This window comes from Pseudomonas sp. AL 58 (assembly GCF_036348395.1).
GTDB classification, from domain to species: Bacteria; Pseudomonadota; Gammaproteobacteria; order Pseudomonadales; family Pseudomonadaceae; genus Aquipseudomonas; species Aquipseudomonas defluvii.
Genome location: NZ_JAZBQR010000005.1, coordinates 1 through 22,392, shown reverse-complemented (window position 1 = coordinate 22,392; position 22,392 = coordinate 1). Strand labels below are relative to the sequence as shown.

Genomic DNA, 22,392 nt, shown 5'->3' with positions numbered 1-22,392 from the left:
TGAATGTCGGTTCAAATTCACCCCCTGAAAATGTCGAACGGCTCGATTCTGAGCACCTTGCGTATCCCGACATAACTGGAGGCTGCGGCAATCAGCAGCACCAGGCCGAAGGCCAACCCCAGGTTCCAGAATGTGATGATCGCGGCATAATTGGGCAGATAGGTGCGTACCGTGACGATCATCAACGTGACCAGGCCGACACCTAGACCGTACCCCGTGAGGGCTGTGAAGGTCGCCATGAAGAGGATCATGTAGATCAGCTCGCGGCCTTTGGCGCCAATAGCCTTGAGGGCTGCAAACTTGTCCAGGTTTTCCAGGATGAAGGTGTAAAACGTTTGCCCCGAGATGGATAGCCCGACCAGGAAACTGATGATGGTCATCGTCAGTATGTTGGTGCCAACCCCGGTCTGATAAATGTAGAACTCGGTGATGCGCTGATTGAACTCTTCCCTGGTCAAGGCGAGATAACCCAACTGGGCAACCTGCCGTTTGATGGCGGCTTGTGCGGCCTCGTTCCTGGGCTCCAGCAGAATGTAAGACACCGTAAAGCGGGTGGTCGGGATGTATTCGATGGCGCGTCGGTAGGTGGTGTAGAGCGTCGGTACACCGGTCAATCCGCTGGTCAGCACCTTGGCGATGCCGACGATGGTACCGCGGTGGTCATTGAGCTCGAAGGCGGTGCCGATCCCGGGGCTCTCCAGTTTCGAATATTCAGTATCGCGAACGACGATAAATGCGTTGTCTGCGTAGATGTCTTCGATAGCCCCCTGTTCAAGCTCAGGGCGACCGAACAGGCTGGTGTCGTCCAGGCCTACCACACTGACCGCTTGATAGGTGCCACTGGCTAACCTGACTTGCGCCCCGCCAATGAATACAGGCACTGCATAGCGCACCTGCTCCATGCTGCGTACAGCATCGAGCAGGTAATCCGGCAGCGGAATGACACTGGTCGGCGTATTCACGGCCGGGTCCATGATCCACATCGCTGCACCGATATTGGTCACCGTCGAGTAGGCGCGGTTCAGAATGCCGGCGAACATTGCAGTCATCTGCATCATCAGGAACACCGAGAACGTAATCCCGACCAGCAAAGCCGAAAACTTGGCCTTGTCGTTCACCAGCAGTTTGAAGCCGATTTTCAGGATGCCTGAGTACTTCATGGCATTTGCCTGCTATCGGCGCTTGGGGGTGCATTCCACCAGCCGCCCCCAAGCGCAGCGAACAGCCCGACGGTGTCCTGGTACCGCTGAGCCAGTGCTTGCAGATAGGCAATATTGATCTGCTGAAGCTGGACGTCGGCCACCAGCAGGTCCAGATAAGTCACCAGGCCGGATCGGTAGTTGGCTTGCAGCAAGCGCAACGCCTCCTCAGCACTGGCCTGCGCTTGCGCCTGCTTCAGAAGGACCTGCGCATCGAACTCCAACGCCTTGAGGGCATCGGCCACCTGGGCGAAAGACTCAAGCACGGTCTGTCGGTAATTCGCCGCCGCTTGCTGATAAGCATCAATCGCGGCTTGACGACCAAACCACAGGCTCCCCCCCTGAAACAACGGGATGTCGATCGAGGGGCCGATGCTCCAGAACCTCCCGGCACCCGCAAACAGTGAGCCCAGGCTTGAGCCTGCCGTCCCATAGGTCCCGGTCAGGCTGAAACTGGGAAACATCGCCGCCGTTGCTACGCCGATGTTGGCACTGGCGCGGTGTAGCTGCGCTTCAGCGGACAAGATATCCGGTCGCTGCCTCACCAGTTGCGAAGGCAGGCTGACCGGCAAATCGGTGGGCAGTGAAAGCGCTGTCAGTTCGATCTCGGGGACGCGCACCTCCGTCGGCGCGACGCCTTCGAGGGTGGCCAACAGGTGTTCGGACTGGCTGATTTTCTGCTCAAATGTCGGTAGTAAAGCCTCGTTCGTGGCAATCAGGCTGCGTAGGCTGAGGCTGTCCGAATAAGGTGCCGTACCGCTACGTACCTGCACCTCAATGGTCTGTAACTGTTGCTTTTGCAGCCCGATCAACTGCTCGGTTGTGCGCAGTTGTGCTGCATAGCCCGCCCGTGCAATGGCGGTGTTGACGACATTGGCGGTCAGGGCGAGGTAGGCCGCGCGGGTCAACCAGGTTTGGTGGTCGACTTCTGCCTGCAGCCCCTCCACGGTGCGGCGCGCGCGCCCAAAGATATCGAGCGTATAGCTGATCGTTCCACTCAGGGTGACAACATTGAACGTCGACCCTGCACTGTTCAGCCCTGGCTGTACCGGAGAACTACGCTCACGGGTCGCACCAGCACGCGCATCAAGCTGCGGATAGAAAACGCCATGACCGGCCATGAGTGTATTCTGGCTTTGCCGCAGGCTGGCCTCGGCAGCCTGCAGGGTCTGGTTGTTGGCGATTGCCAGGCGGACCACCGAGTTCAGAGCGTCAGACTTGAACAGTCGCCACCAGTCGAACGCAACGTCAGCACCCGGCGAAAAATGTTGCGCCTGGCCCTGCGCAGGGAGGGTGGCCGCTACCGGATTACGTACATAGGCGGTCTGCGGCGGCGCTGCCGGGCGTGAAAAATCAGGGCCTACCGTGCAGGCACTCATCAACATCAGCACGAGCATGGACAGCGCCCGTGCCTGTGGCCACAAAGGTCGATAGACGCTGAACAGGTCCATCATTTGCGTCCTATGAAGACATCCACCAACTGCCCCGGGTACACCATCGGGACGTCTTTTTTCTCGAACCGGAAAAGCACCGGCAACACCCTGAGGTCGACTTTCTCCTGCCGCTGATTGGACAACTGGATTTTCGGCGACACGTACGGCTGTACACGGACAAATTCCAGCGGCACCTTGATGTCCGAGCCATGAATCAGCATCTGTGCCTGGATATGTTCAGGCGCGGGCAAGCGGGTAATCAGGATCTCGTCCACATAGCAGCGTACCGCCAGGTGCGTCTGTTCAGCCCCCATCACCAGCAGCGGACTGAATTGCTGGGTGTACGGATCATAAGCGCCCTGAGGCGATACATAACTGCCCACCGTGGTATTGATAGCCAGGACCACGCCATCCACCGGCGCCATGATCGCGTATTGCGCCAGCGAGGCCTGCGTGGCCTTGAGCGCAGCCTGTGCTTGAGCAGCGTTATTTTTTGCAGTGTCCAGCGTGTCTTTGCTGATGGACTTGGGATCAATCTGGTATGAAGCCACGCGCTTGAGGTACTGATCCTGGGCGGTTCGCAGGTTGGCCTGGGCCAATTCAACGTTTGCCCTGGGCACTGCATCATCGATGCTCACCAAAGGCATGCCGCGGGAGACCACCTGCCCCTCGCGCACCAAGACGTGAGTGACCGGCCCGGAAACCTGCGGATAAATCACGATGTTGGAGCCACCGGACTGCTCGCTTTCGATGATGCCATTGGCATAAATGGCGGTTTCATAGGGGCTACTCGCCGGGGCGAAGGCTGGCGGCAAGGCATGGGGCGTACGCCCGAACAGGTACGCTGCAACCAGCCCGGCCAGTACGCCGATGATCGCCAGCACAAACAGCACCCGGTTCTTCATGATGAAGTCCAGTCAGGTTCGCTGATACGGCCGTCCTCCATGTGGATGATTCGGTCGGCGTACTCGTTGATCCGTACATCGTGAGTGACGATCAGGATGCAACGCTGCTTGTTGAGGATCTTAGACTTTACAAAGGCAATGATCATCTTGCCCGTGTCGCCATCAAGAGAGGCAGTGGGCTCATCTAAAATCAGTATCTGCGGGCTGCCGATGATCGCACGGGCAATCGCCACGCGCTGTTGTTCGCCGCCGGACAGCTTGAGCGGCAGCACATCACCACGGTCCTTCAGGCCTACCACTTCCAGGCTCTGCTTTGCCTGCGCGATGGCCGCGTCCCAGTCACAATGCTTGAGGATCAAGGGAATCGCGACGTTCTCGGCAGCGGTCAAGCGCGCAAAAAGATGGTAGTCCTGAAACACGAACCCAATGCTATTGAGGCGTAACGCTGCCAATTGATCATTGTTCAAGGCCCAGATATCACATCCATTGATATGCACGGTTCCGGCGTCAGGCCTCAGGATGCCCGAGATCATGCTCAGGAGCGTGGTCTTGCCGCTCCCGGATGGGCCGACGATGAATACCATTTCGCCAAACTGAGCAACCAGCGAGACCTGGTCGACCGCTTTCATCCGTGCGTCGCCCTCCCCGAACCATTTGGTCAGGCCGCGCGAGACGATCGCTGGATGCGGGGCCGCAGCCGTTTGATCTGAACTCATGGGCACTCACTTGGCTTTATCGCCAGAACACTGCACGGCGCCTGATGCAGCAGGTACTCGGCAGTGCTGCCCAAGCGTTTGTTCAAACCGCTGTGCTGCACCGTTCCCATGACGATCACGTCAGTCTGATGATCAACTGCAAACGCACAGATACTCGGCAAGGGTGTGCCCTCGATAAAGTGGCAGCGGTCCGCTGGAACGCCATTGCGTTCGATCAGGGCCGAAAACGCTTCGTGCTGGGCCTCTGACAACGCTTCGCAGATACCGGTGGCCAGCGGCAATGCACCGACCCCCATATCCATGGCATACACCGCGGCCCAGTCATACACATGGACCAGGTCGAGCTGTGCGTTGCATTGTTCGGCCAGCTTCACGGCTGCGGCGATGATCTGGTCGTTGAAAACCAGGTCCTGCGCTTCACTGCGTAATACATCGACGATCGCCAGCACGTTGCGCGGCCTTGGGTGGAGGGCATTGGTGACCAGATGCACGGGCGCCGGACAATCGCGCAACAACCGCCAATCCAGTGGCGTAAAGAAGATCCGTTTCAACACCGACTCCTCCTGGGCATCCTTGATGATCAGCGCCAAGGGCATCTCATTGACGAAGTGCAGGATTTCCTCATAGGGGTCTTGAACCCAGACCACCTCACTGGTCACCTCGATCCGGTGCTTTCTCGCCTGCGCGGCTTGCTCCTCAAGCCATTGCCGATGGCTCTCCAGGTAGCCGTCACGGGCTTGCCGGATTTGCTCGGGAGCAAAAAAACCGGCCACCGCCAAGGCTTCGAGGTAATCGAATGCCACGATATGCAAAGGTAGTTGCATCGCCTGAGCCAAGGACGTTGCGCGTTCAAACGCAGGCGTACGGGTCATTGATGACGAGGCAATCAGGAGCAAACGCTGGGTCTGGGACATGAGGCACCTCGGCGCGGGGCCATTTCAATGCGAGAACGACCACTCAAGGTTGAGCGCTTCGGGCGCGGACGACTTGATTTTTATCAGTTCGAGGCAAGTCGTTTACGTTGAAGTCCGTTTCGAAGGGGGAATGCAGTGGGCAGGTCACGGGGGCGCCGCGCCAAAGGCCTGGAAATCGCTTTTTTAACGACTGAATTTGCCCGTCGAATAATCTCGAACTACAGTTTCAACGCGCCATCGCTCGTGTTTCAGGAGTCTTGTCTTTCACACATCCCGCAATAGCCAGTCAGTGCAGAATGGAGTTCTCATATGGCAATCAGCGCTATCGTCAATGCTGTCTTCAACATCGACAGCAAAACCTACACCGCGTCCCTCAACATCCCGAGTTCCGCCCCCACCAAGGACGCACCTTTCCAGTTCAGCGTGATCTCGCAGGCTCCGACGCCCGATGGAGGTAAAGCACCGGCTCCGCAGACACTGCTCGAGGTCGCCGTAGGCAGTACCAACCAGGTGTTCGTTGCCGTTTCACCGCCCATGGATGTGATTTCCGGTGCCATCGGCAGTGATGTGGTTCAAGACCTGAATGTTGTCGTGTCGGAAGGCACCTACAACCGCGAGAAGCATACCTTCAGCTAAGCAGCGCTCGAGTGTGCGACGGGGTGTTCCTGACCACCTCGCCGCATCGAAGCCTATCGTCTGCGGGAGGGCCCTTCGCCCATGGATATCCGCATCTCGGCCCAGTTCGGCTGGTCAGAAATTTTTGGTGGAAAATTCAATAGCCAAAGCACCTGCGAACTGGACTTATCGCGGCAATACAGTCTGATCTACGCCGATCTGGCAACTCCTGGCGGCACCGGGCTCGACGTTTTCTCGTTGTTGAATGATGCGTTCGACACGCAACTGCCCACAGGAAAGATCCTGGTGCAGGATGCCGGCTTTTTCACGTTCAGCCATTTTGGCGATGGCGCGCCACCGAGCGGTACGACGCTCCTCAATGTATTCCCTCAAACGCCGGTCCCCATGAGCGTGGCTGAAACGACCCTGTCCATGGACAGCACCTGTGGCTTCTGGCTCACGGTGCGACTCAAGGACATCGAGTTGTTCGACAGCTTGATCCAGATCGGTTATGACACCTCAGCAGGCGCCGGAGACACGCTCTCGCTGTCCGCACTATTGGCCAGCGGCACATCTGCAGGCTCTGCCGTAAAGCAGGCCGTCTATGAGGTGGCCCTGCCGAACTTCAAGTTGTTCGGCATGTTCGGTTTCGAGAACATCAAGGTGGGCTACCAGTTCACCACGGCCAGGCGACTGAGCATCAGCGGAAACCTGACCGTGACGGTGTTCAGCAACGACTATGCCTTCTCCGGTGCGCTGATTTCCGATGACGCAAAGAAAACCGTAACGGCCTGCCTGCAGGCGGCGCAACTTGATGCCACGATACCCTCGCTGTTCGGGGGGGCCATGACCGGCATCTCGTTCTCAAACCTTGTGTTCGGCGCCTATGTCCAGTATGGCGATGCCTCGGCACAGAAGCATTTTCAGGTGCAAGGTTCGGTGAAGGTGGGATCGGCTCAACTCACCGGGCAGATCTACCTGCAAAACGGCACGCCTCAGGTGGCAAGCGTCAAGGTCGACCAGACCCTATCAATCGGCGATCTGTTCAGACAGTGCCTGGGTATCAAGCAGCCGCCCACCTCGCTGATAGACATCACCTTCAAGGCCGGCAGCCAACTCTATTACTGCGCAACCGCAGGCGCCGCGCCGCTGAGCCTGAATACGTTCGCCTGCCCGGCGTCGGGAGGGACAGGCGTGGTGCCCGTCGCACCACCGGCCAGCAGCATTCCGTACCTGCCCGGTTTCAATATTCAGGCTGTTTTTGACCTGACGCTCGTCAGCACCCTCGAAGTGATCGGTAATATTCAGATTGCCAAGGATGGCATCACCGCGTCCATTGCCCTGACCAAACCCATCGACATCTATATTCTGACCATCGCTGCACCGAAGGCGACCAGCGCCACAGGCGGGCCGACGCTGTACATTTCCACGGTCGGCGATAAAGCGTCCATGGGGTTCGCCGGCAGTCTGTGGTTCATGCAAGCGTCATTTGGCGTCGATATCACCGTGGCGGCAAGCAAGAACCAAAGCGGCAACCTGCAGATCGATGGAACGCTCACCGCCCTCTCCGATTACGCCCCCTTCCTGCCCAAGAACACGTCATTGGGGGTGCGCTACAGCAAGGATGGCGGGTTCCAGATTACCCACTGGCCAAACTTTGAATACCTGACCAAGGCCATCGACTTCATCAAGACCCTGCAGAAGCTGTCAAGTGAAGGCAAGCCAGGCTGCGGCCAACTGGCAGATTTCGCTTTCAATACGCTGCTCAAGTCCAGCTTCACCATCAGCGTGTCGTTCAGTACGCAGAGTAACGGCGTAAGCTTGCAACTTGACGGCAATTACACCCTTTCGATCGCCGACACCTCCCTCACTGCTGTGGCGATCCCCTTTCCCGGCATCGTTTCTATCCCCCTGCCCAACACTGCCAAGCTCTCTGAACTAGGCGCTTACATCGATAAAGCGCTTGAACAAGCGGCAGAGTCGTTCGTGCAGGGGCTACTCAAAAACAGCGAAGCCATTGCCACGCTGATCGCCCTGACAGCCGGCAAGGCGGCCGCCTCCTACGCTGCCACACTGGCGTGCCAACATCTGATCGAAGGTGCGGCCGCCGACGCAGTAGCGAGCACCGCAGCGGCGGCACTGGCGGCTGCCGAAGCCGCTGCCGCCGGTGCGGCGGGTGCTGCCGCCGCCGTAGCCGGTACGGTAACGGCTGTCGTGGCGATCCTGAACGGTACTGGTACTGGCACTGGCACTGGCACTGGCACTGGCACTCAGAGTGCTCCTACCCATCCCGCCGTCAATATCAACAACACGGTGGTGACACTGACGTGGGGCGGAGGCCAGGGTAACAGTGGCTATCATGCACAACTGCTCGACAGTGCCGCAAAAGTTCTGCTCGACCAGCCTGGGCTGGCCATCGAAGCACGCCAGACCACTTTCGAGTTCGCCTCCAGTTGGCCTACCGGCACCTACAAGGCCCAGGTGCAGGGCACCAATGCGTCATCCGCCAGCGCCTGGGTTGAGGCGCCGTTTCAGCGCCTGCCGACACCCGCGGACCTGGCCGCTCATCCCGACGACAGCCTCACGCCCCCGAACACCGGCGTAACCTTGACCTGGACGGCTGTGCAGAATGCCCTGTCATACGTGCTTTCCAGTACCCATGCAGGCAGCACCTGGACGCCGGATCAAACGCTCCAGCCGACGACGCCGGGGCAGGCGCCGCCCACTCGCTGCAATGTGTTGTTCGATACGGTCGCGCCGGCTGGCGACTTCAGCTTCACCCTTGTCGCCCACGGCAACTCTGCCACGGTGCCCAGCCTGCCGACCGAGGCTCTGGTGCTGACTCGCCTCGGCACGCCGGAGAACCTTCAGGCAACAAGCACTGGCGTCACCGCGACCCTTCGTTGGCAGCCAGTCACCGGTGCCTCCGGCTATCAAGCGCTGATCACCGACGCAGACAGCGCCCTCCAGGTCAGCCTGCTGAACGCGAGCACCCAGGGCGACAACCTGATTGCGTTACTGACGCTCAAGGGTGCCCCTGGAACGTCGCTCGCCTACCAATTGGCCGTGCAGGCGGTACCCGTTGCGGGTCAGTTGAATGTCATTGCCGGGGCTCCTTCGAACGCGGTAAACGTTACGATCACAGCGTTTTCGAGCGCCGCCGACATGGCCAAGGCCCTTATCGCCGAAGCAGTCGAGGGGGGCCGATGCGGCCAATTGCTGCTAGACGCGTTCCCGAACCTGAGCCTGGACACCCTGGCCAGCGCCATGGCCCAAGCCGGTTATGCAGCCGCCGACACCAGCAAAGGACTGCTCCGCGCCTGGCCAGACACACCGCCGGCTGCGTTGGCGGCGGCGTTGACCCGGGCCTATCCGGACCCGGTTCAAATCGCGCGGGATATGCGCCGTCAGGGAGCCCCTGGCACGGATTGCGCTCAGGCCCTGATCAAGGCGTACCCTGTCCTGACCGCCAAGGAGATGGCAAGCGCCATGGCGCAAGCCGGGTATCTGGCCGATGACACGTCAAGCGGATTGAAGGCGGCCTTCCCTGCCCTGTCGCCTCTGGAGATGTCCGTCGCGCTAGTGAGTGCTTATCACTGAGGCAAAGAGCATGCGGTCACGCAAAGTGTGCTGATCGCCCCAAGGTCGGGTGGCATTCGACCGCCCTGTACAAACGCACGACCTGCATTATCACTACAAAGGAGCGTCACCATGATGATGGACGTACAACACATAGTCAGCCTCTTGGCCCCCTTGAAGCAGCAGGGCATGAGCCCGCTTCAGGCGGTGAATGCCCTGCTGTCGCAAGCATCGGCGGGCGACGGTTCGGTTGCGTTGGTAGTGCCCCATGAGGCGATCATCGCCAGCAGTGAAGCCGTGGCACGCGCCCTGACCCAGGTATTCGCGCCACTGAACCCTGCAGAACTGGCCATGATCCTGCATGAAAGCTACCCCGCACTGTCGGCCCTCGACATTGGCAACGTCATCCTTGCCGCCGAGGTTTTTCCAGACACGCCGGCAGCAGTGATGTTAAGCGCCCTGACCGGCGCCGGGTTCGATGCGAACACCGCAGCCGATGCCGTGAATGTGCTTTACCCCATCACAGTCACGGTGCAATCCAACCAGCCCTGGCAAGCCACCGGGTTGCATGTCACAGGTCGCCAGTCCACACAAATCAGCGCACAGGGCTCATGGACCGCCAACCCCGCAACCGGCATGGTGGGCCCCGCTGGCAACCGCGCATTCATCGCCATACCCGGGTATACCCTGCCCGGTGCACCGGAAGGTGCGTTGGTCGCCAGGATTGGCGACAATGCGCCTTTCCTGGTAGGCACCCTGGGCCAGGCACCGGTCGGGCAGTCCGGGCAGATGCATCTGTGTATCAATGATGACGTCAATGGGATCTATGGCGCTGGGCTGAAGGATAACCACGGGACACTAGAGGTACATATCGTTACCCAACCCAGCTAGTACACAGCCACCAGGCAGCCGTTGCAGATAATCGGGCGGCTGTCTGGCAAACACCCGAGTGGGCTGATCGGGAGCCTGCGCGGTCATTCTGTGCCTGAGCGTTCCCGCTCGCCATAGAGCAAGGTTATGTTGACTCTTTTGTCAGCGTAACCCGGTCGGAATCTGATCGGCGCCGTCGCATGAAACAGGTCCGAGTTGAAGATGATTGCCCGGTTGCAGCGATACGGTATGACAACAGGCTTCGCACCTGCGTCTCTCAAAAAGGCAGAGATCCTGTCCCCTTGTCGGTTGTAGGCCTCGAAATCCCAATCCATTGGTGCTTCCACGTCATAGATCAGCAGCCCACCAGACGCCTGGTCCAGATTCGCCTCATCTGGCGTAATCCAGAAGTTCACGTTCACCGCTGCAAAATCCGCATGAGGGTGCGTTGCAGGTTGGTCATGCCGGTACTTGAACCCCCACATCTGCAACAGCGGATGCCGGCGACCAATCACATTCGGGAATGCCTGCTGGATCTCTTCGGCAATCTGCAACAACAACGGGCAATTGAAGCCGTCCCTGAAGAACGCGCCCAGGCGGTCATAGGCATACCTGTTGGCATGCCAGACGGTGGATTCCAGGCAGAACGTCTGCAACTCCGAGAGTGCTTTCGGCGTCAGGAAATCATCGATTACCACGATACCCAGCGTGCTTGCCAGATAGGCCTTCTCAGCGTCCAGGTTTACCCCAGTGCGCGACAACGCGTTTTCAGGCAGCCTCGCCGCCGGATAATGATGAACGATGCGCCCGTAAGTGCTCTTCATGTGCACAGCGTCACCCACGCGCTGCCTCAACGCAGCGTCGTTTTCGTTAAAACACTGAACCGCCTGGCCATAGCAGTCGATGATGCCATCGAAGACCTCGCCCAGCAGGCCGTGACTGCGCAAATACCGGTACTGTTCGAGGTCATGCTGCAACTTGCCCTTCGATAACCTTGGCTCGGGTATCGTTACCAAGGGCGGATGGGCTGGCATCGGGTGATAAACACTGGCCCGGGTGACTGCGGCATACCGGGTCGCCCAGTAGCCCGCATCGACGAGATCGTTAGCCTTCAATGCCGTGCTGATCAGGTTGTCCAGTACTTCCGGGTCATGCGGGTAGCGCTCGACCAGCACCCGCCACATTGCCCTTGCTTCGTCGAACTTGCCAATGTGGACATACAAATGGGCGAGCAGGTAGGCAAGGTTCGCACGCGCCAGTTCAAACCCGGGGTCACGTTGCAAAGCCGTCTTGTAGCTGGCCAAAGCTTCTTCATTCCTGCCTTGCGCCTGCAGAACCCAGCCCAGGTTGTTATGAGCCATAGGCCAGTCTGGCTGCTGTTTCGCAACAGCCCTGAAACAGACCTCGGCATCCTCGTAGCGACGAGAGAGGCACAGCCGGTGCCCCTCTTCGATCTGTGCGAGCCCGTCACCGGCTGCAGGCTGCTCATGCGCAGCCCGACCAGTACCCACCGCTGTGCCATAGCAAGGTGTTTGTGGCGCCAATGCTAGACAAACCCTCGAAACTGCTCCAGATACAAGCTCAGTTGCCTGGCATCGTCTATCGCTTCGTTGACGGTGCTTTCTACTGCGTCATTCCACGCGTGTATTTGCTCCCTGGCGGTATGGGTGTCGTCAAGCGCGGCCCAACTGGACTCTTGAACCTCAGTAACATCGAGCGCCCTTCGCTGACCATTTTCAGAAGCATTGAGCACAAAGTCATAGTTGAACAGAAAGCTGCTTTCTATCAGTTTCGCCAGCATGCCGGTGCATCTAATAAACCCGACATAAACCTCGCCGTCGGCTGTGGCGATCGGAACCCCGGAGGTGGTCACTATCCCGCCTGGCGTCCTCATTTTGCTGATTTGGCCACCGGGCTGAGTGTGCTCCTTGAGGCGGGTCTCCAGCGTGCGGGATGTATAACCGCAATAGACCGGGAAGCACGCGCCGTCCGCGGTCGACGTGACGAAATAGAGAATATAGAGGCCAGCGCTTGTTACTGCCGGGGTATAGGTTCTGGTCATCTTGTAGGATGAGCCGCCATAGGCACGGATAATACCCGTTATGACCCGACTGTCCTGTTCTGCGTTCATGTGCACGTCCTTGTAGCCAGGGGTAGGAAATCATTCGTACAAGAGCATAGCTGACGATTATCCAGCGGCCAGTTCCGCCTCTTTCTGCGCCCTGCGTCAGGGCTGTGGTCGCGGCGACTCCTCACGAGCAGGTGCTCGATGAAAAGACAAATAATTGATAACCATTACCATTAGTGTTACTTTCAGCAGCCCTACTTCACGCGCCCTGACTGCCGGGGCTATTGCGAAAACACGATGTTTGAACTGCAATCGGTCAGCTTCAGTGTTCCCGGACGAACCCTGCTGCACCCGCTGAACCTGAGAATCCCCCACGGCCGCATGGTCGGCCTGATCGGGCATAACGGCTCGGGGAAGTCGACATTGATCAAGCTGCTGGCCCGTCAGCAACTGCCAGCCGAAGGGCAGATCACGCTGGACGGCAAACCCCTGTCAGGCTGGCAGAACCGTGAATTCGCGCGACAGGTCGCTTACCTGCCGCAGCAACTGCCACCTGCCGACAACCTCACCGTGCGAGAACTCGTCAGCCTTGGCCGCTACCCGTGGCACGGCGCCCTGGGGCGTTTTGGCAAAGAGGATCGCGAGCAGGTACAACGCGCCCTGGAGCTCACCCACACGCTCGTCTTTGCCGAGCGCATGGTCGACCATTTGTCCGGCGGCGAACGTCAACGTGTCTGGCTGGCGATGCTGCTTGCGCAAAACAGCCGCTACCTGCTCCTGGATGAACCCACCTCGGCCCTGGATATCGCCCATCAGGTAGAAGTGCTCGCGCTGGTCAAGAACCTGAGCGTTCAGTTAGGGCTTGGCGTGCTGGTGGTGCTCCACGACGTCAACATGGCTGCACGCTATTGCGACCATCTGCTCGCCCTGCATCAGGGGCGCCTGATGGCCGAAGGCAGCCCTGCCGAACTCATGCGCAGCGACACCCTGGAAAACATCTACGGCATCGCCATGGGCGTGCTGCCCCACCCTCAAGGCGGCTCCCCCATCAGCTTCGTCTACTGACCCGGAGAGCATCCTGTTGCCTGCCATCGCGCTGCGTGCCGCTCTAACGATTGTGCTCTCTGTGTTGCTACCTGCCGCCTTCGCACAGCCTGTGACCTGGAACGATGATTTTGGTCCCGTCACCTTCAAGCAACCACCACGCCGGGTCATCGTGCTCGACTGGGGGCTTGTGGAGCAACTGCTGGCCATCGGCGTCACTCCCGTAGGGGTCGGCGAACCAGACGGTTATCGCCGCTGGGTATCGACCCCGGCGTTACCGACCAGCGTGGCCGATGTGGGGGCTCGTCGCGAGCCTAATCTGGAAGCCATGAGCCAGTTGCGCCCGGACCTGATCCTGGCAACACCCGAGTACGCCTCGATCCTGCCGCTGTTGAACGCGGTGGCGCCGACCATGCTCCTGGCCACGTTCGATGACAGTGGCCAGCCGTTGCAACGCTCGCGGCAGATCACAACGCTGCTTGGGCGCATGCTCGATCACCAAGCGCAGGCGGATGCCCTGCTCAAGCGAGTCGACAATCACTTCGCCGAAGCCCGGGCCGCGCTCGCCGGGCAAGCCCTGGAACCCTTGTACCTGGTCACCTTTCTTGATGAGCGGCACTTGCGCGTCAACGGTGGGCAAGGCCTTTACCAGGCGGTGCTCGATGAGCTCGGTTTACGTAACGCCTGGCACGGCCCCACCAGTTCCTGGGGGTTTTCGACCATTACCTTGGCGGCACTTGCCACCCCGTCCGATGCACGCCTGGTCCTGTTCGAGCCGTTGCCGGACGCCGCTGCGCTGAATCGCAACCCCATCTGGAAAGCCCTGAGCGCCGTGCGTGAGCAGCGCGTCGACAGCCTTCCTGCCGTATGGCCCTACGGCGGCGTCAGCAGTGCCGAGCGCCTCGCCCTGCTGCTAAAGCAGCGTTTTGCCCCGAGCGCCCAGCCATGATCCTGCGTTACATCAATCGCCACCCCGCACCGCTACTGACCCTGATGCTACTCGCAGCACTTGCCCTGGCAACCGGCAACCTTGCCACGCACCTGCCCCCTGGCCTGTGGTGGCAAGCCGTCAGCGCCCCCCAGACAGAACAACTCGACCAACTGCTGGTGCATTACAGTTGGCTGCCGCGAATGGCCATGGCCTGGTTGTGTGGCGCAACCCTGGCGCTGACCGGCTGCATACTGCAGCAAGCGTTACGCAACCCATTGGCCGAGCCTGCCACCCTTGGCATTGCTTCAGGCGCGCAACTGGCGTTGAGCATGGCCACCCTGTGGGCACCCGGGCTGCTCGTCCATGGCCGCGAATGGCTGGCGCTGGCCGGCGGCGCGGTGGCGCTGCTGCTGGTGTTCGCCCTGGCCTGGCGCAGAGCCTTCAGCCCCTTGGCACTGATCTTGGGCGGCATTCTTGTGTCGTTGTACTTCGGTGCGGTCAATGCCGGGTTGATGATCATCCACGGCCAGGAACTGGGGCCGCTGTTCATCTGGGGGGCCGGCTCGCTCGTGCAACAGGACTGGCAGCAAGTAGCGTTTTTGCTGCCACGACTGCTGCCGGCCCTGGGTGTGCTGCTGCTGATTCGTCCGCTGACCCTGCTTGGCCTGGAAGATTCCGGCGCCCGCGCACTGGGCCTTTCACTCAATGGCAGCCGTGTGATTGCCTTGGTGCTGGCCCTGTGGCTCAGCGGCTGCGTGGTGGCCAGCGTCGGCATGATCGGTTTTATTGGCCTTACAGCCCCCAGCTTGTGCAGCATGCTCGGTGCACGCCGGCTGAAGGATCGCCTATTGTGGTCACCGGTGCTCGGTGCGCTGCTGCTATGGCTCACCGATCTGTTGGTGCAAAGCCTGGAAGGCTTTGACAGCGGCTTCCTGCCCACCGGCGCAGCGACGGCGCTGGTGGGTGCCCCACTGTTGATCTGGCTGGTACAAGGCTTGCGCTTGCGCGGCGATGCGCCGCACTCAAGCGCCCACAGCAGCCGCCCCCGGTATTCAAACCGCGTACTGTTGTCGGGCCTGGCGCTGTTGCTGGTCGCCACGGTGATGGTAGCGCTGGCCGTGGGCGATGGCCCGCAAGGCTGGACCTGGAGCCACGGCCCGATGCTTCAGGCGTTGCTGGAATGGCGCACGCCACGGGTGTTCGCCGCACTGGGCTGCGGAGCCTTGCTGGCGCTGGCGGGCTGCCTGATCCAACGCCTCACCGGCAACCCACTGGCAAGCCCTGAACTGCTCGGCATCAGTTCAGGGGCAGCCATGGGCATGTTGCTCGCCTTGATCGCACTGCCCGCTGCCAGCAACGGTACGCTGGTCGGGGCCAGTACCGCAGGCGCCGTGCTCACCTTCGCCGCGTTGCTGGCCTTGAGCCGACGTGACAACTTCTCGCCAACCCAACTGTTGCTGGTGGGCATCGCCGTCGGCGCGTTGTTCGATGCCCTGCTGCAAATACTCCTGGCCAACGGCGACTCACGCGCACAACACATGCTCAACTGGATGGCAGGTTCCACCTACCGCGCCAATGAGCAGACAGCGTGGCTGCTTGGGGGGATGTTGATGCTGTTCGGCGGGCTGTGCCTGATGCTTCATCGCTGGCTGGACATTCTGCCACTGGGTGAGGCCGCAACCCGAGGCTTCGGTGTCAGCCTTCGTGGCAGCCGCCTGGCATTACTGGGCTTGAGTGCGTTGATGACAGCCTGCGCCACGGTGGTCATTGGCCCCTTGAGCTTCATTGGCCTGCTGGCTCCGCACTTGACCCGTATGCTCGGGCTGGTGCGGGCACGGGCACAACTGATGGGCGCCATTCTGCTGGGTGCCTTGGTGATGGTCGCGGCGGACTGGCTGGGGCGCAATGTGCTCTACCCTTACCAGATGCCCGCCGGTTTGCTGGCGGCGCTGATCGCAGGGCCTTACCTGATGCTGCAGTTGTGGCGGCGCTGAGCCGTCGGCTCATTCGACGCTCAGGCCGCGCTCGGCCAAGGCATAGCGCAACAGCAGCTCATCGCTGATCAGCGGGCAATCGCTACAGCATTCATAACCGGGTAGCCCGTCACGCAGGCAACACTGGCGGCGCTGGCGGATCTGCAGCGGGCCTTGTGGCCCTGGCATCTGCACATAGCGCACCGGCTCGAAAAGCCGGTTGCGCTTGCCGTGCGGCCACTCGCGGACCCTGATCAGCGCCTCGCCATGGGCCAGGGTGTCGGTTGGAAAGCCACGCTCGGCCAGCACACCGATAATGCTCTCCACATAGTTGCCGGCGTTGTTCCACAGCACCCGGGGGGACAGCTTGACCACACGTGCCAGCGCATCGATGAAAGGCTCCAGGTTGCCCTCTATCAAGGGTGCAAATCGCTGCCAGGCATCATCAGGCGCTACCCGCTCACCAGGGTTCGGCAATACCAGGCGGGCAGGCAGCCCTTGCGCATCGATGACCACCTCGATGTCGTCCAGCGTGACGGGCAAGTGCCACCCCAGCACCAGGCTTGACGCAACCACTGCAGGCAGCACGGTCAGGAAATAGTCCTTGGACCATAAGGAGGCCAAGGCGCGCCGGTCGGCACCGGGATACCCCACGGCATACAGGTCCAGGCACTGTTCAAGCTGCTCGGCTTCAACAAAGCGCCGCCCTGACACCACCGGCTGGTCGCCGGCACTCAGGCTCAGGCCTTCGGCGTATACCGCCAGTTCTCCACAAAACAGAGGGGCCAATACATCGATCAAGAGCTGTACATCCGTGTAAGAGGCGGGCCAAAAGTCATTTCAAAAGGCATTACTGTGCCCGGTTTGCAGGCACAACGCCCAGTCGCTGGCGACAATGACGCAGGGCATCACGCAGGAGAAAATTGATCAGGGTCGGCGAGGCGTCCTCACGGCGTGCGGCTTCGCGCTGGGTATGCCCTTGCAGTTGGGTCATTTCAAAAATGCGCCGGGTGCGCTCGGGCAATTCCAACAAGGCGCGGTGCACCTGCTCAAGCATTGCCCGATGGATAACGGCAGCCTCCGGCGAGGGTTTTGAACACAACAGGACATACGCCTGCTCTTCCCCAACGCTGTGGCAGTTCTCCCAGTGCTGACGCCGCAGGCGGTCGATGGACAGGTTGCGCACCATCCGGTAGAGATAACCCAGCGGATGGGCCACAGGCAGACAAACAGGCTGTTCACACAATTTGAGGTAGATATCCTGGGCAACATCTTCTGCCTGATAACGACAGCCCAGTATGGCGTTGGCTCTGTCGATCAATGCCTGGCGATTGTCCAGAAAAGCCATCAGTAGCTCCGGGTTGTTGTTCGTTCCATGAGTCGTCAAAGCGAAACACCTTCAGGTCAATAAGAAGGGGTAAGTCCGATCGCGAATAATGCTATTACAAACCATTATCATTAGCAATTGATGACAAGGTGTTACTACGCCGCGTTCGAGGCGAATCCGCCTGTGCGCTCATGAAGCCAAAACCACGTGCATGGACCCATCCAGGCACGTGGTTAAGTTGCGCTCAAACCATTCAGGCGCCAGGCAACGCCTCAGCCAGGCTGCGCAGGAACGCTGGCTCCCGGACGATTCCGGCATGACTGCCCTCGATCTCCTGCCTGCTTTGCGCCTGCACGCCAATCCCCCGCTCCAATGCGGTCTGCGCAGCCATGGAAACCTCTGCCACTTCGCTTGACCACCAGCACTGCGTTGCCACATCGCAAGGCTTCAATGTGCAGTTAGCCGTCAGACCATTGAGGTGACGCATCACGGCGAAACCTTGAGCGATATCCCCCTGTTCGATACGCGGCGCATCGCCACGTGATTGTGCGACCGCCCAGGCCAGTACGCCCTCGATCAACTCGGCATCGCTGCAGCCCTCGCGGCGCGCCTCAGCGATGCGAGCCTGGACAGCGGCCAGCGGCACATCGCCGAACAACTCCACCAGGTAACGGGCAAAACCGCTGTCCAGGTCGGCGTGCTGCGCCTCACCCGTCGCAGCACCCACGCCAGGAACGAACGGGTCGACCAATCCGAGGAAGGCTACCGGTTCACCGGCCTCACGCAGCAACCGCGCCATCTCCACCGCGAGGGCGCCTCCCAGGGACCAGCCCAGCAGGTGATACGGCCCCTGCGGTTGAACCCGGCGAATCGCCTGTACATAGTCGTGGGCCATCTGCTCCAGAGAGCTGTCGCGCCAGGTCGGCTCTACAAAACTGCGGCACAACAAACCATCAACCTGCCAGGTCGCTTCCAATGCACGCGCCAGGGGGTAGTAACCAAACAGCGTGCCTCCGCCCGGGTGTACGCAAAACAGCCGAGGGGCTCCTGCGCTGGCCTGATTGAGAGGCACACGCGGCGACACCTCGGCAGATGGCCCTTGCACCCGTTGCAACAGCTCACTCAAGCGCGGGTACTGCATCAGTTGATCGAGCCGGACCTTCAGGCCCAGTCGGTCTTGCAGTGCAGCGGTCAAGGTCAATGCCAACAGCGAATGGCCTCCGAGGTCGAAGAAGTTATCGTCAAGGCCCACACGCTCTACCTCCAGCACCTGCGCCCAGATACGGGCAACAGCCTGTTCGGTATCAGTCTGCGGCGCCCGATACTCGCGGCCTGCTGCAGCGTCCGGCTCGGGTAGCGCGCGACGGTCGAGCTTGCCGTTGGCGGTCAGGGGCAAGCTCGCCAACACCACGATCTGTGCCGGGACCATGTATTCCGGCAGCCGTTCATGCAGGTGGGCCTTGAGCTCGTCCTGAATCGCCGGCGCCGGGCTGGCGACATAGCCCACCAGCCGGGGGCCACCGGCGCCCTCCTTGACCAGCACCGCCGCTTCGTTGACCTGGGGGTGGCTTTGCAACTGCGCTTCGATTTCCCCCAGCTCGATGCGGAAACCGCGAATCTTCACCTGCTGGTCGATACGCCCAAGGTATTCCAGGCTGCCATCGGAAAGGCGCCGGGCCAGGTCGCCGCTGCGGTACAGCCGCTGGCTGGCATCGAACGGGCTGGCGATGAAACGTTCGCTGGTCAGTTCCGGGCGGTTCAGGTAGCCACGGGCCAAACCGGCACCGCCGACGTACAACTCGCCGGCAATGCCGACCGGTTGCGGATTGAGGTTGGCGTCCAGCACGTGCAGGCTGAGGTCGGCCAACGGTCGGCCAATCGGGCTCGGCCCCTTGTGAGCAAGGTCTCGCTCGGTGATTTCGCGATAGGTCACGTGCACCGTGGTTTCGGTGATGCCGTACATGTTGATCAAGCGCGGCTGGCGATCACCGTAGCGCTCGAACCACGGCCGCAGGCTTTCCAGTTCCAATGCCTCGCCGCCAAAAATCACGTAACGCAGGCTCAGCGGCGCCGTACTTTTCTGCGCCAGCGGGATCAACTGACGGAACGCCGACGGTGTCTGGTTCAACACCGTCACGCCCTCTTCGCTCAGGAGCTTGAGGAAGTCTTCCGATGAACGGCTGGTGAAATACGGCACGATCACCAAAGCGCTGCCGTGCACCAGGGCGCCAAAGATTTCCCACACCGAGAAATCGAAGGCATAGGAGTGAAACAGGGTCCAGACGTCGTCTTGGTTGAAACCAAACTCACCCTGGGTGGCCTGGAACAGCCGCTCGACGTTGCGCTGGGTCAACTGCGCGCCTTTCGGCTTGCCGGTCGAGCCAGAGGTGTAGATCACATAGGCCAGTTGCTCAGGGTCGATGGTGACCTGTGGTGCGCTCGACGATTCTGCAGAAAGGTCCAGGGTGTCCAGCGGCAATACCTGTACCGGCAACTGCAGGTCCAGGCTGGACAGGCTGATGACCTGTTGCAGGCCGGAGTCCTCGACCATGTAGGCCAAGCGCTCTGCCGGGTAGTCCGGATCCAGCGGCACATAGGCACCACCCGCCTTGAGCACGGCCAACAGGGCGACGATCAGTTCCGCTGAACGAGGCAAGGCCACGCCGACCAGCACATCAGTGCCCACGCCCAGGCGTATCAGCCGATGGGCCAGTTGATTGGCACGCTGCTCCAGCTCGGCGTAGCAGACACTGACGCCTTGATGACGGATCGCCACCGCGTCAGGGCGCAGGGCAGCCTGTTCGGCAATACGGGACGATACCGGCACGAACGCCGGGAAATGCTGCTGTACTGCGCTCCACTGGGCCAACTGTCGCAACGTCACGGCATCGTTGAGCGGGATACGCCCCAACGCAACCTCGGCATCCTGGGCCATATTCAGCAAGATCTGCCGCAACTGCCCATCCAGGCGCATCAGTGTGGTTTGATCAAAGCATGAACAGTGGTAGCTGTAGCCGATCTCAAGGCGTTCACCGAGGTTGACGGTCAGGGCCAGCGGGTAGTTGGTCATCTCCAACTGTTCCATGGGGCCAAAGCGTGGGCCGCTGTCCGATGCCTGACGCAATGCCGCATCCACCGGGTAGTTCTCGAACACGATCAGCGTATCGAACAGGCCTTGGCCACCCTGCCCGGCCCAGCCCTGTATCGCGTACAGCGGCGTGTGTTCGTGCTCGCGCAGCGCCAGGTTGTCGGCCTGCAGCTTGCGCAAGTAGTCGCCCACCGCCTGCCCGGCGTCGAGCCGAACCAGTAGCGGCAAGGTATTGATGAACAGCCCCAGCCAGGATTCGGCGCCCTCCAGCTGTGTCGGACGCCCAGCCACGGTGACACCGGTGCACACGCTCTGCAGGCCGGTATAGCGTTGCAGCAACAGCAGCCATGCGCCCTGTACCAAGGTGTTGAGCGTAATCCGCTGGCGCTGGGCGAACGTTTGCAGAGCGGCCGTCTGCTCGACCGTCATTGCCTGTTTCCAGTTGCCCGAGCCCTCGCCGGCTGCAGGCGCGACCATGGTATTGGCCAGCAGGCATGGCTCATCGAGCAGGCTCAAGCGCTCACGCCAGAACGCCTCGCTGACGGTTGCATCCTGAGCCTGCAACCACTGGATGTATTGGCGATAACCGCCAGTGACTGGCCGCAGGCTGTGCGGGTCGGCATAGGCCTGCAGCACCTCACCGATCAGTTGGGCGCTACTCCAGCCATCAAGCAGTAAATGATGGCTGGTCCAGATCAGCCGGTAACGTTCGGGCTCGAAACGGATCAGGGTCAAACGTAGTAAAGGCGCCTCGTCCAGCTCAAAGCCACGGGCGTGATCGGCAGATGCGAATTGCTGCAACAACGACTGCACGTCACCCCGGTCACGGTAGTCAAGTACCTGCAATGGCACCGCGACCTGGCGCCGAACCAGTTGCAGCGGTTCAGGTAGATCACCGCGCCAGACAAAGCCCGTACGCAAGATGCCATGGCGTGCCAGCGCTATGTGCCAGGCGGCGCGAAAACGCTCGACATCCAGGTTGTCGACATCCACACAGAGCTGATTCACATAGGTTCCGGCCTCGGGTGCGTACAACGAATGGAACAGCAGGCCCTGCTGCATCGGTGCCAGCGGGTAGATGTCCTCAAGTGCATCAGCGCCCAGCGGCAGGCCATCAAGTTGCGACTGGCTCAAACGTACCAGCGGAAAGTCACTCGGCGTCACGCCGCCAGTACCGGCATCCAGACAATGGTCGAGCAGCGCCTGCAAGGTGTCGCGGTAGTCATCCACCAGCGCTTGCATGCGGGCAGTGCTATGGCGGGAGGTGTCAAAGCGCCAACTCAGGCTCAGTTCGCCGCCATAGACCTGGCCATTGATTTCCAGGCGCCGAGCCGGGCCGGATTGCGCGCCATGCTCACGACCGGCAGACTCAACGGCCGGTTGCAGCAAGCCGCCTTCAGCAAAGCTGCCATCGAACTGGCCGAGGTAGTTGAAGGTGATGTCAGCCCGCGGCAATGCCTGCATCGCGGCCCGGACCTGTGGCGTACCGAGGTAGCGGAGTGCGCCGAAACCGACGCCCTTGTGAGGTAGATTGCGCAGGGCCTCCTTGCAGCCCTTCAGTGTCGTTGCCGGATCGCTGTGAGCGCCAAGGCGCACCGGGTACAGGCTGGTGAACCAACCAACGGTACGGGTCAGGTCGAGGCCATCAAACAACGCCTCGCGGCCATGGCCTTCCAGATCGATCAGCACACTGGGCTGCCCGCTCCAGGCGCACAAGGTACGGGCCAGGG

General features: G+C 60.7%; 16 protein-coding genes. 6 read left to right on the top strand and 10 right to left on the bottom strand.

The genetic code is table 11. The annotated features are described in order from the left end of the window. Window positions 1-17: 17 nt before the first annotated feature. The 5 genes from UIA24_RS07705 to UIA24_RS07685 are packed head-to-tail and all read right to left on the bottom strand — an operon-like array spanning window position 18 to window position 5,167. Window positions 18-1,160, bottom strand: coding sequence for an ABC transporter permease (locus UIA24_RS07705; protein WP_330522540.1), 1,143 nt, complete (start codon window positions 1,158-1,160; stop codon window positions 18-20). Continuing rightward, window positions 1,157-2,650, bottom strand: a complete 1,494-nt coding sequence (locus UIA24_RS07700; protein WP_330522539.1) for an efflux transporter outer membrane subunit — start codon at window positions 2,648-2,650, stop codon at window positions 1,157-1,159. Before UIA24_RS07700 ends, UIA24_RS07705 begins: the two co-directional genes overlap by 4 nt. Continuing rightward, entirely contained in the window at window positions 2,650-3,537 is an 888-nt protein-coding gene (locus tag UIA24_RS07695) for an efflux RND transporter periplasmic adaptor subunit (RefSeq protein ID WP_330522538.1), read from the bottom strand. Before UIA24_RS07695 ends, UIA24_RS07700 begins: the two co-directional genes overlap by 1 nt. Then, window positions 3,534-4,253 carry an ABC transporter ATP-binding protein gene (locus tag UIA24_RS07690; protein WP_099774837.1) on the bottom strand — a complete coding sequence of 240 codons (720 nt, stop codon included), beginning with the start codon at window positions 4,251-4,253 and terminating at the stop codon, window positions 3,534-3,536. Before UIA24_RS07690 ends, UIA24_RS07695 begins: the two co-directional genes overlap by 4 nt. Beyond that, on the bottom strand, window positions 4,250-5,167 hold the full coding sequence (locus UIA24_RS07685) for a universal stress protein (protein WP_330522537.1): 918 nt from the start codon (window positions 5,165-5,167) through the stop codon (window positions 4,250-4,252). Before UIA24_RS07685 ends, UIA24_RS07690 begins: the two co-directional genes overlap by 4 nt. A gap of 309 nt (window positions 5,168-5,476) precedes the next feature. On the opposite strand from UIA24_RS07685, the gene UIA24_RS07680 reads away from it, so the two are divergent. From UIA24_RS07680 to UIA24_RS07670, 3 genes are all read left to right on the top strand, one after another. Then, a complete protein-coding gene (locus UIA24_RS07680; RefSeq protein WP_065761036.1) occupies window positions 5,477-5,803 on the top strand; it encodes a hypothetical protein in 327 nt (108 codons plus the stop codon). A gap of 81 nt (window positions 5,804-5,884) precedes the next feature. Next, the gene (locus tag UIA24_RS07675; RefSeq protein ID WP_330522536.1) at window positions 5,885-9,382 is read left to right on the top strand and encodes a hypothetical protein; all 3,498 of its coding nucleotides are present in this window, start codon (window positions 5,885-5,887) and stop codon (window positions 9,380-9,382) included. A 111-nt stretch (window positions 9,383-9,493) separates the two neighbouring features. Next, the gene (locus tag UIA24_RS07670) at window positions 9,494-10,252 is read left to right on the top strand and encodes a hypothetical protein (protein ID WP_330522535.1); all 759 of its coding nucleotides are present in this window, start codon (window positions 9,494-9,496) and stop codon (window positions 10,250-10,252) included. A gap of 83 nt (window positions 10,253-10,335) precedes the next feature. Here UIA24_RS07670 and UIA24_RS07665 read toward each other — a convergent pair whose 3' ends face one another. Next, complete coding sequence (locus UIA24_RS07665) at window positions 10,336-11,742, bottom strand: tetratricopeptide repeat protein (protein ID WP_330522534.1); 1,407 nt, start codon at window positions 11,740-11,742, stop codon at window positions 10,336-10,338. A 35-nt stretch (window positions 11,743-11,777) separates the two neighbouring features. Beyond that, the gene (locus tag UIA24_RS07660) at window positions 11,778-12,362 is read right to left on the bottom strand and encodes a hypothetical protein (protein ID WP_330522533.1); all 585 of its coding nucleotides are present in this window, start codon (window positions 12,360-12,362) and stop codon (window positions 11,778-11,780) included. Window positions 12,363-12,596: 234 nt separating this feature from the next. Between UIA24_RS07660 and UIA24_RS07655 the strand changes: the two genes are divergently transcribed. From UIA24_RS07655 to fhuB, 3 genes are all read left to right on the top strand, one after another. Then, on the top strand, window positions 12,597-13,364 hold the full coding sequence (locus UIA24_RS07655) for an ATP-binding cassette domain-containing protein (RefSeq protein WP_065761041.1): 768 nt from the start codon (window positions 12,597-12,599) through the stop codon (window positions 13,362-13,364). A 61-nt stretch (window positions 13,365-13,425) separates the two neighbouring features. Further along, the gene (locus UIA24_RS07650) at window positions 13,426-14,292 is read left to right on the top strand and encodes an ABC transporter substrate-binding protein (protein ID WP_330522532.1); all 867 of its coding nucleotides are present in this window, start codon (window positions 13,426-13,428) and stop codon (window positions 14,290-14,292) included. Further along, the gene (gene fhuB / locus UIA24_RS07645; protein WP_330522531.1) at window positions 14,289-16,268 is read left to right on the top strand and encodes a Fe(3+)-hydroxamate ABC transporter permease FhuB; all 1,980 of its coding nucleotides are present in this window, start codon (window positions 14,289-14,291) and stop codon (window positions 16,266-16,268) included. The genes UIA24_RS07650 and fhuB overlap by 4 nt, the downstream gene beginning before the upstream one ends. Window positions 16,269-16,277: 9 nt before the next feature. Here the strand turns inward: fhuB and fhuF are convergent, their stop codons facing one another. From fhuF to UIA24_RS07630, 3 genes are all read right to left on the bottom strand, one after another. Beyond that, window positions 16,278-17,048 carry a siderophore-iron reductase FhuF gene (gene fhuF, locus UIA24_RS07640; protein ID WP_330522530.1) on the bottom strand — a complete coding sequence of 257 codons (771 nt, stop codon included), beginning with the start codon at window positions 17,046-17,048 and terminating at the stop codon, window positions 16,278-16,280. Between the two features lie 49 nt (window positions 17,049-17,097). Next, window positions 17,098-17,595, bottom strand: a complete 498-nt coding sequence (locus UIA24_RS07635; RefSeq protein WP_065761045.1) for a sigma-70 family RNA polymerase sigma factor — start codon at window positions 17,593-17,595, stop codon at window positions 17,098-17,100. A 232-nt stretch (window positions 17,596-17,827) separates the two neighbouring features. Then, the coding region (locus tag UIA24_RS07630) for an amino acid adenylation domain-containing protein (RefSeq protein WP_330522529.1) at window positions 17,828-22,392 on the bottom strand (4,565 nt) is incomplete at its 5' end.

Excerpts from the sequence above, each read along its gene's own strand:
- UIA24_RS07675 (WP_330522536.1), top strand. The coding sequence starts at position 5,885 with ATGGATATCCGCATCTCGGCCCAGTTCGGCTGGTCAGAAATTTTTGGT.
- UIA24_RS07660 (WP_330522533.1), bottom strand. The coding sequence starts at position 12,362 with ATGAACGCAGAACAGGACAGTCGGGTCATAACGGGTATTATCCGTGCC.
- UIA24_RS07655 (WP_065761041.1), top strand. The coding sequence starts at position 12,597 with ATGTTTGAACTGCAATCGGTCAGCTTCAGTGTTCCCGGACGAACCCTG.
- UIA24_RS07695 (WP_330522538.1), bottom strand. The coding sequence starts at position 3,537 with ATGAAGAACCGGGTGCTGTTTGTGCTGGCGATCATCGGCGTACTGGCC.
- UIA24_RS07670 (WP_330522535.1), top strand. The coding sequence starts at position 9,494 with ATGATGATGGACGTACAACACATAGTCAGCCTCTTGGCCCCCTTGAAG.
- UIA24_RS07635 (WP_065761045.1), bottom strand. The coding sequence starts at position 17,595 with ATGGCTTTTCTGGACAATCGCCAGGCATTGATCGACAGAGCCAACGCC.
- UIA24_RS07705 (WP_330522540.1), bottom strand. The coding sequence starts at position 1,160 with ATGAAGTACTCAGGCATCCTGAAAATCGGCTTCAAACTGCTGGTGAAC.
- UIA24_RS07700 (WP_330522539.1), bottom strand. The coding sequence starts at position 2,650 with ATGGACCTGTTCAGCGTCTATCGACCTTTGTGGCCACAGGCACGGGCG.
- UIA24_RS07680 (WP_065761036.1), top strand. The coding sequence starts at position 5,477 with ATGGCAATCAGCGCTATCGTCAATGCTGTCTTCAACATCGACAGCAAA.
- UIA24_RS07685 (WP_330522537.1), bottom strand. The coding sequence starts at position 5,167 with ATGTCCCAGACCCAGCGTTTGCTCCTGATTGCCTCGTCATCAATGACC.
- UIA24_RS07690 (WP_099774837.1), bottom strand. The coding sequence starts at position 4,253 with ATGAGTTCAGATCAAACGGCTGCGGCCCCGCATCCAGCGATCGTCTCG.
- fhuB (WP_330522531.1), top strand. The coding sequence starts at position 14,289 with ATGATCCTGCGTTACATCAATCGCCACCCCGCACCGCTACTGACCCTG.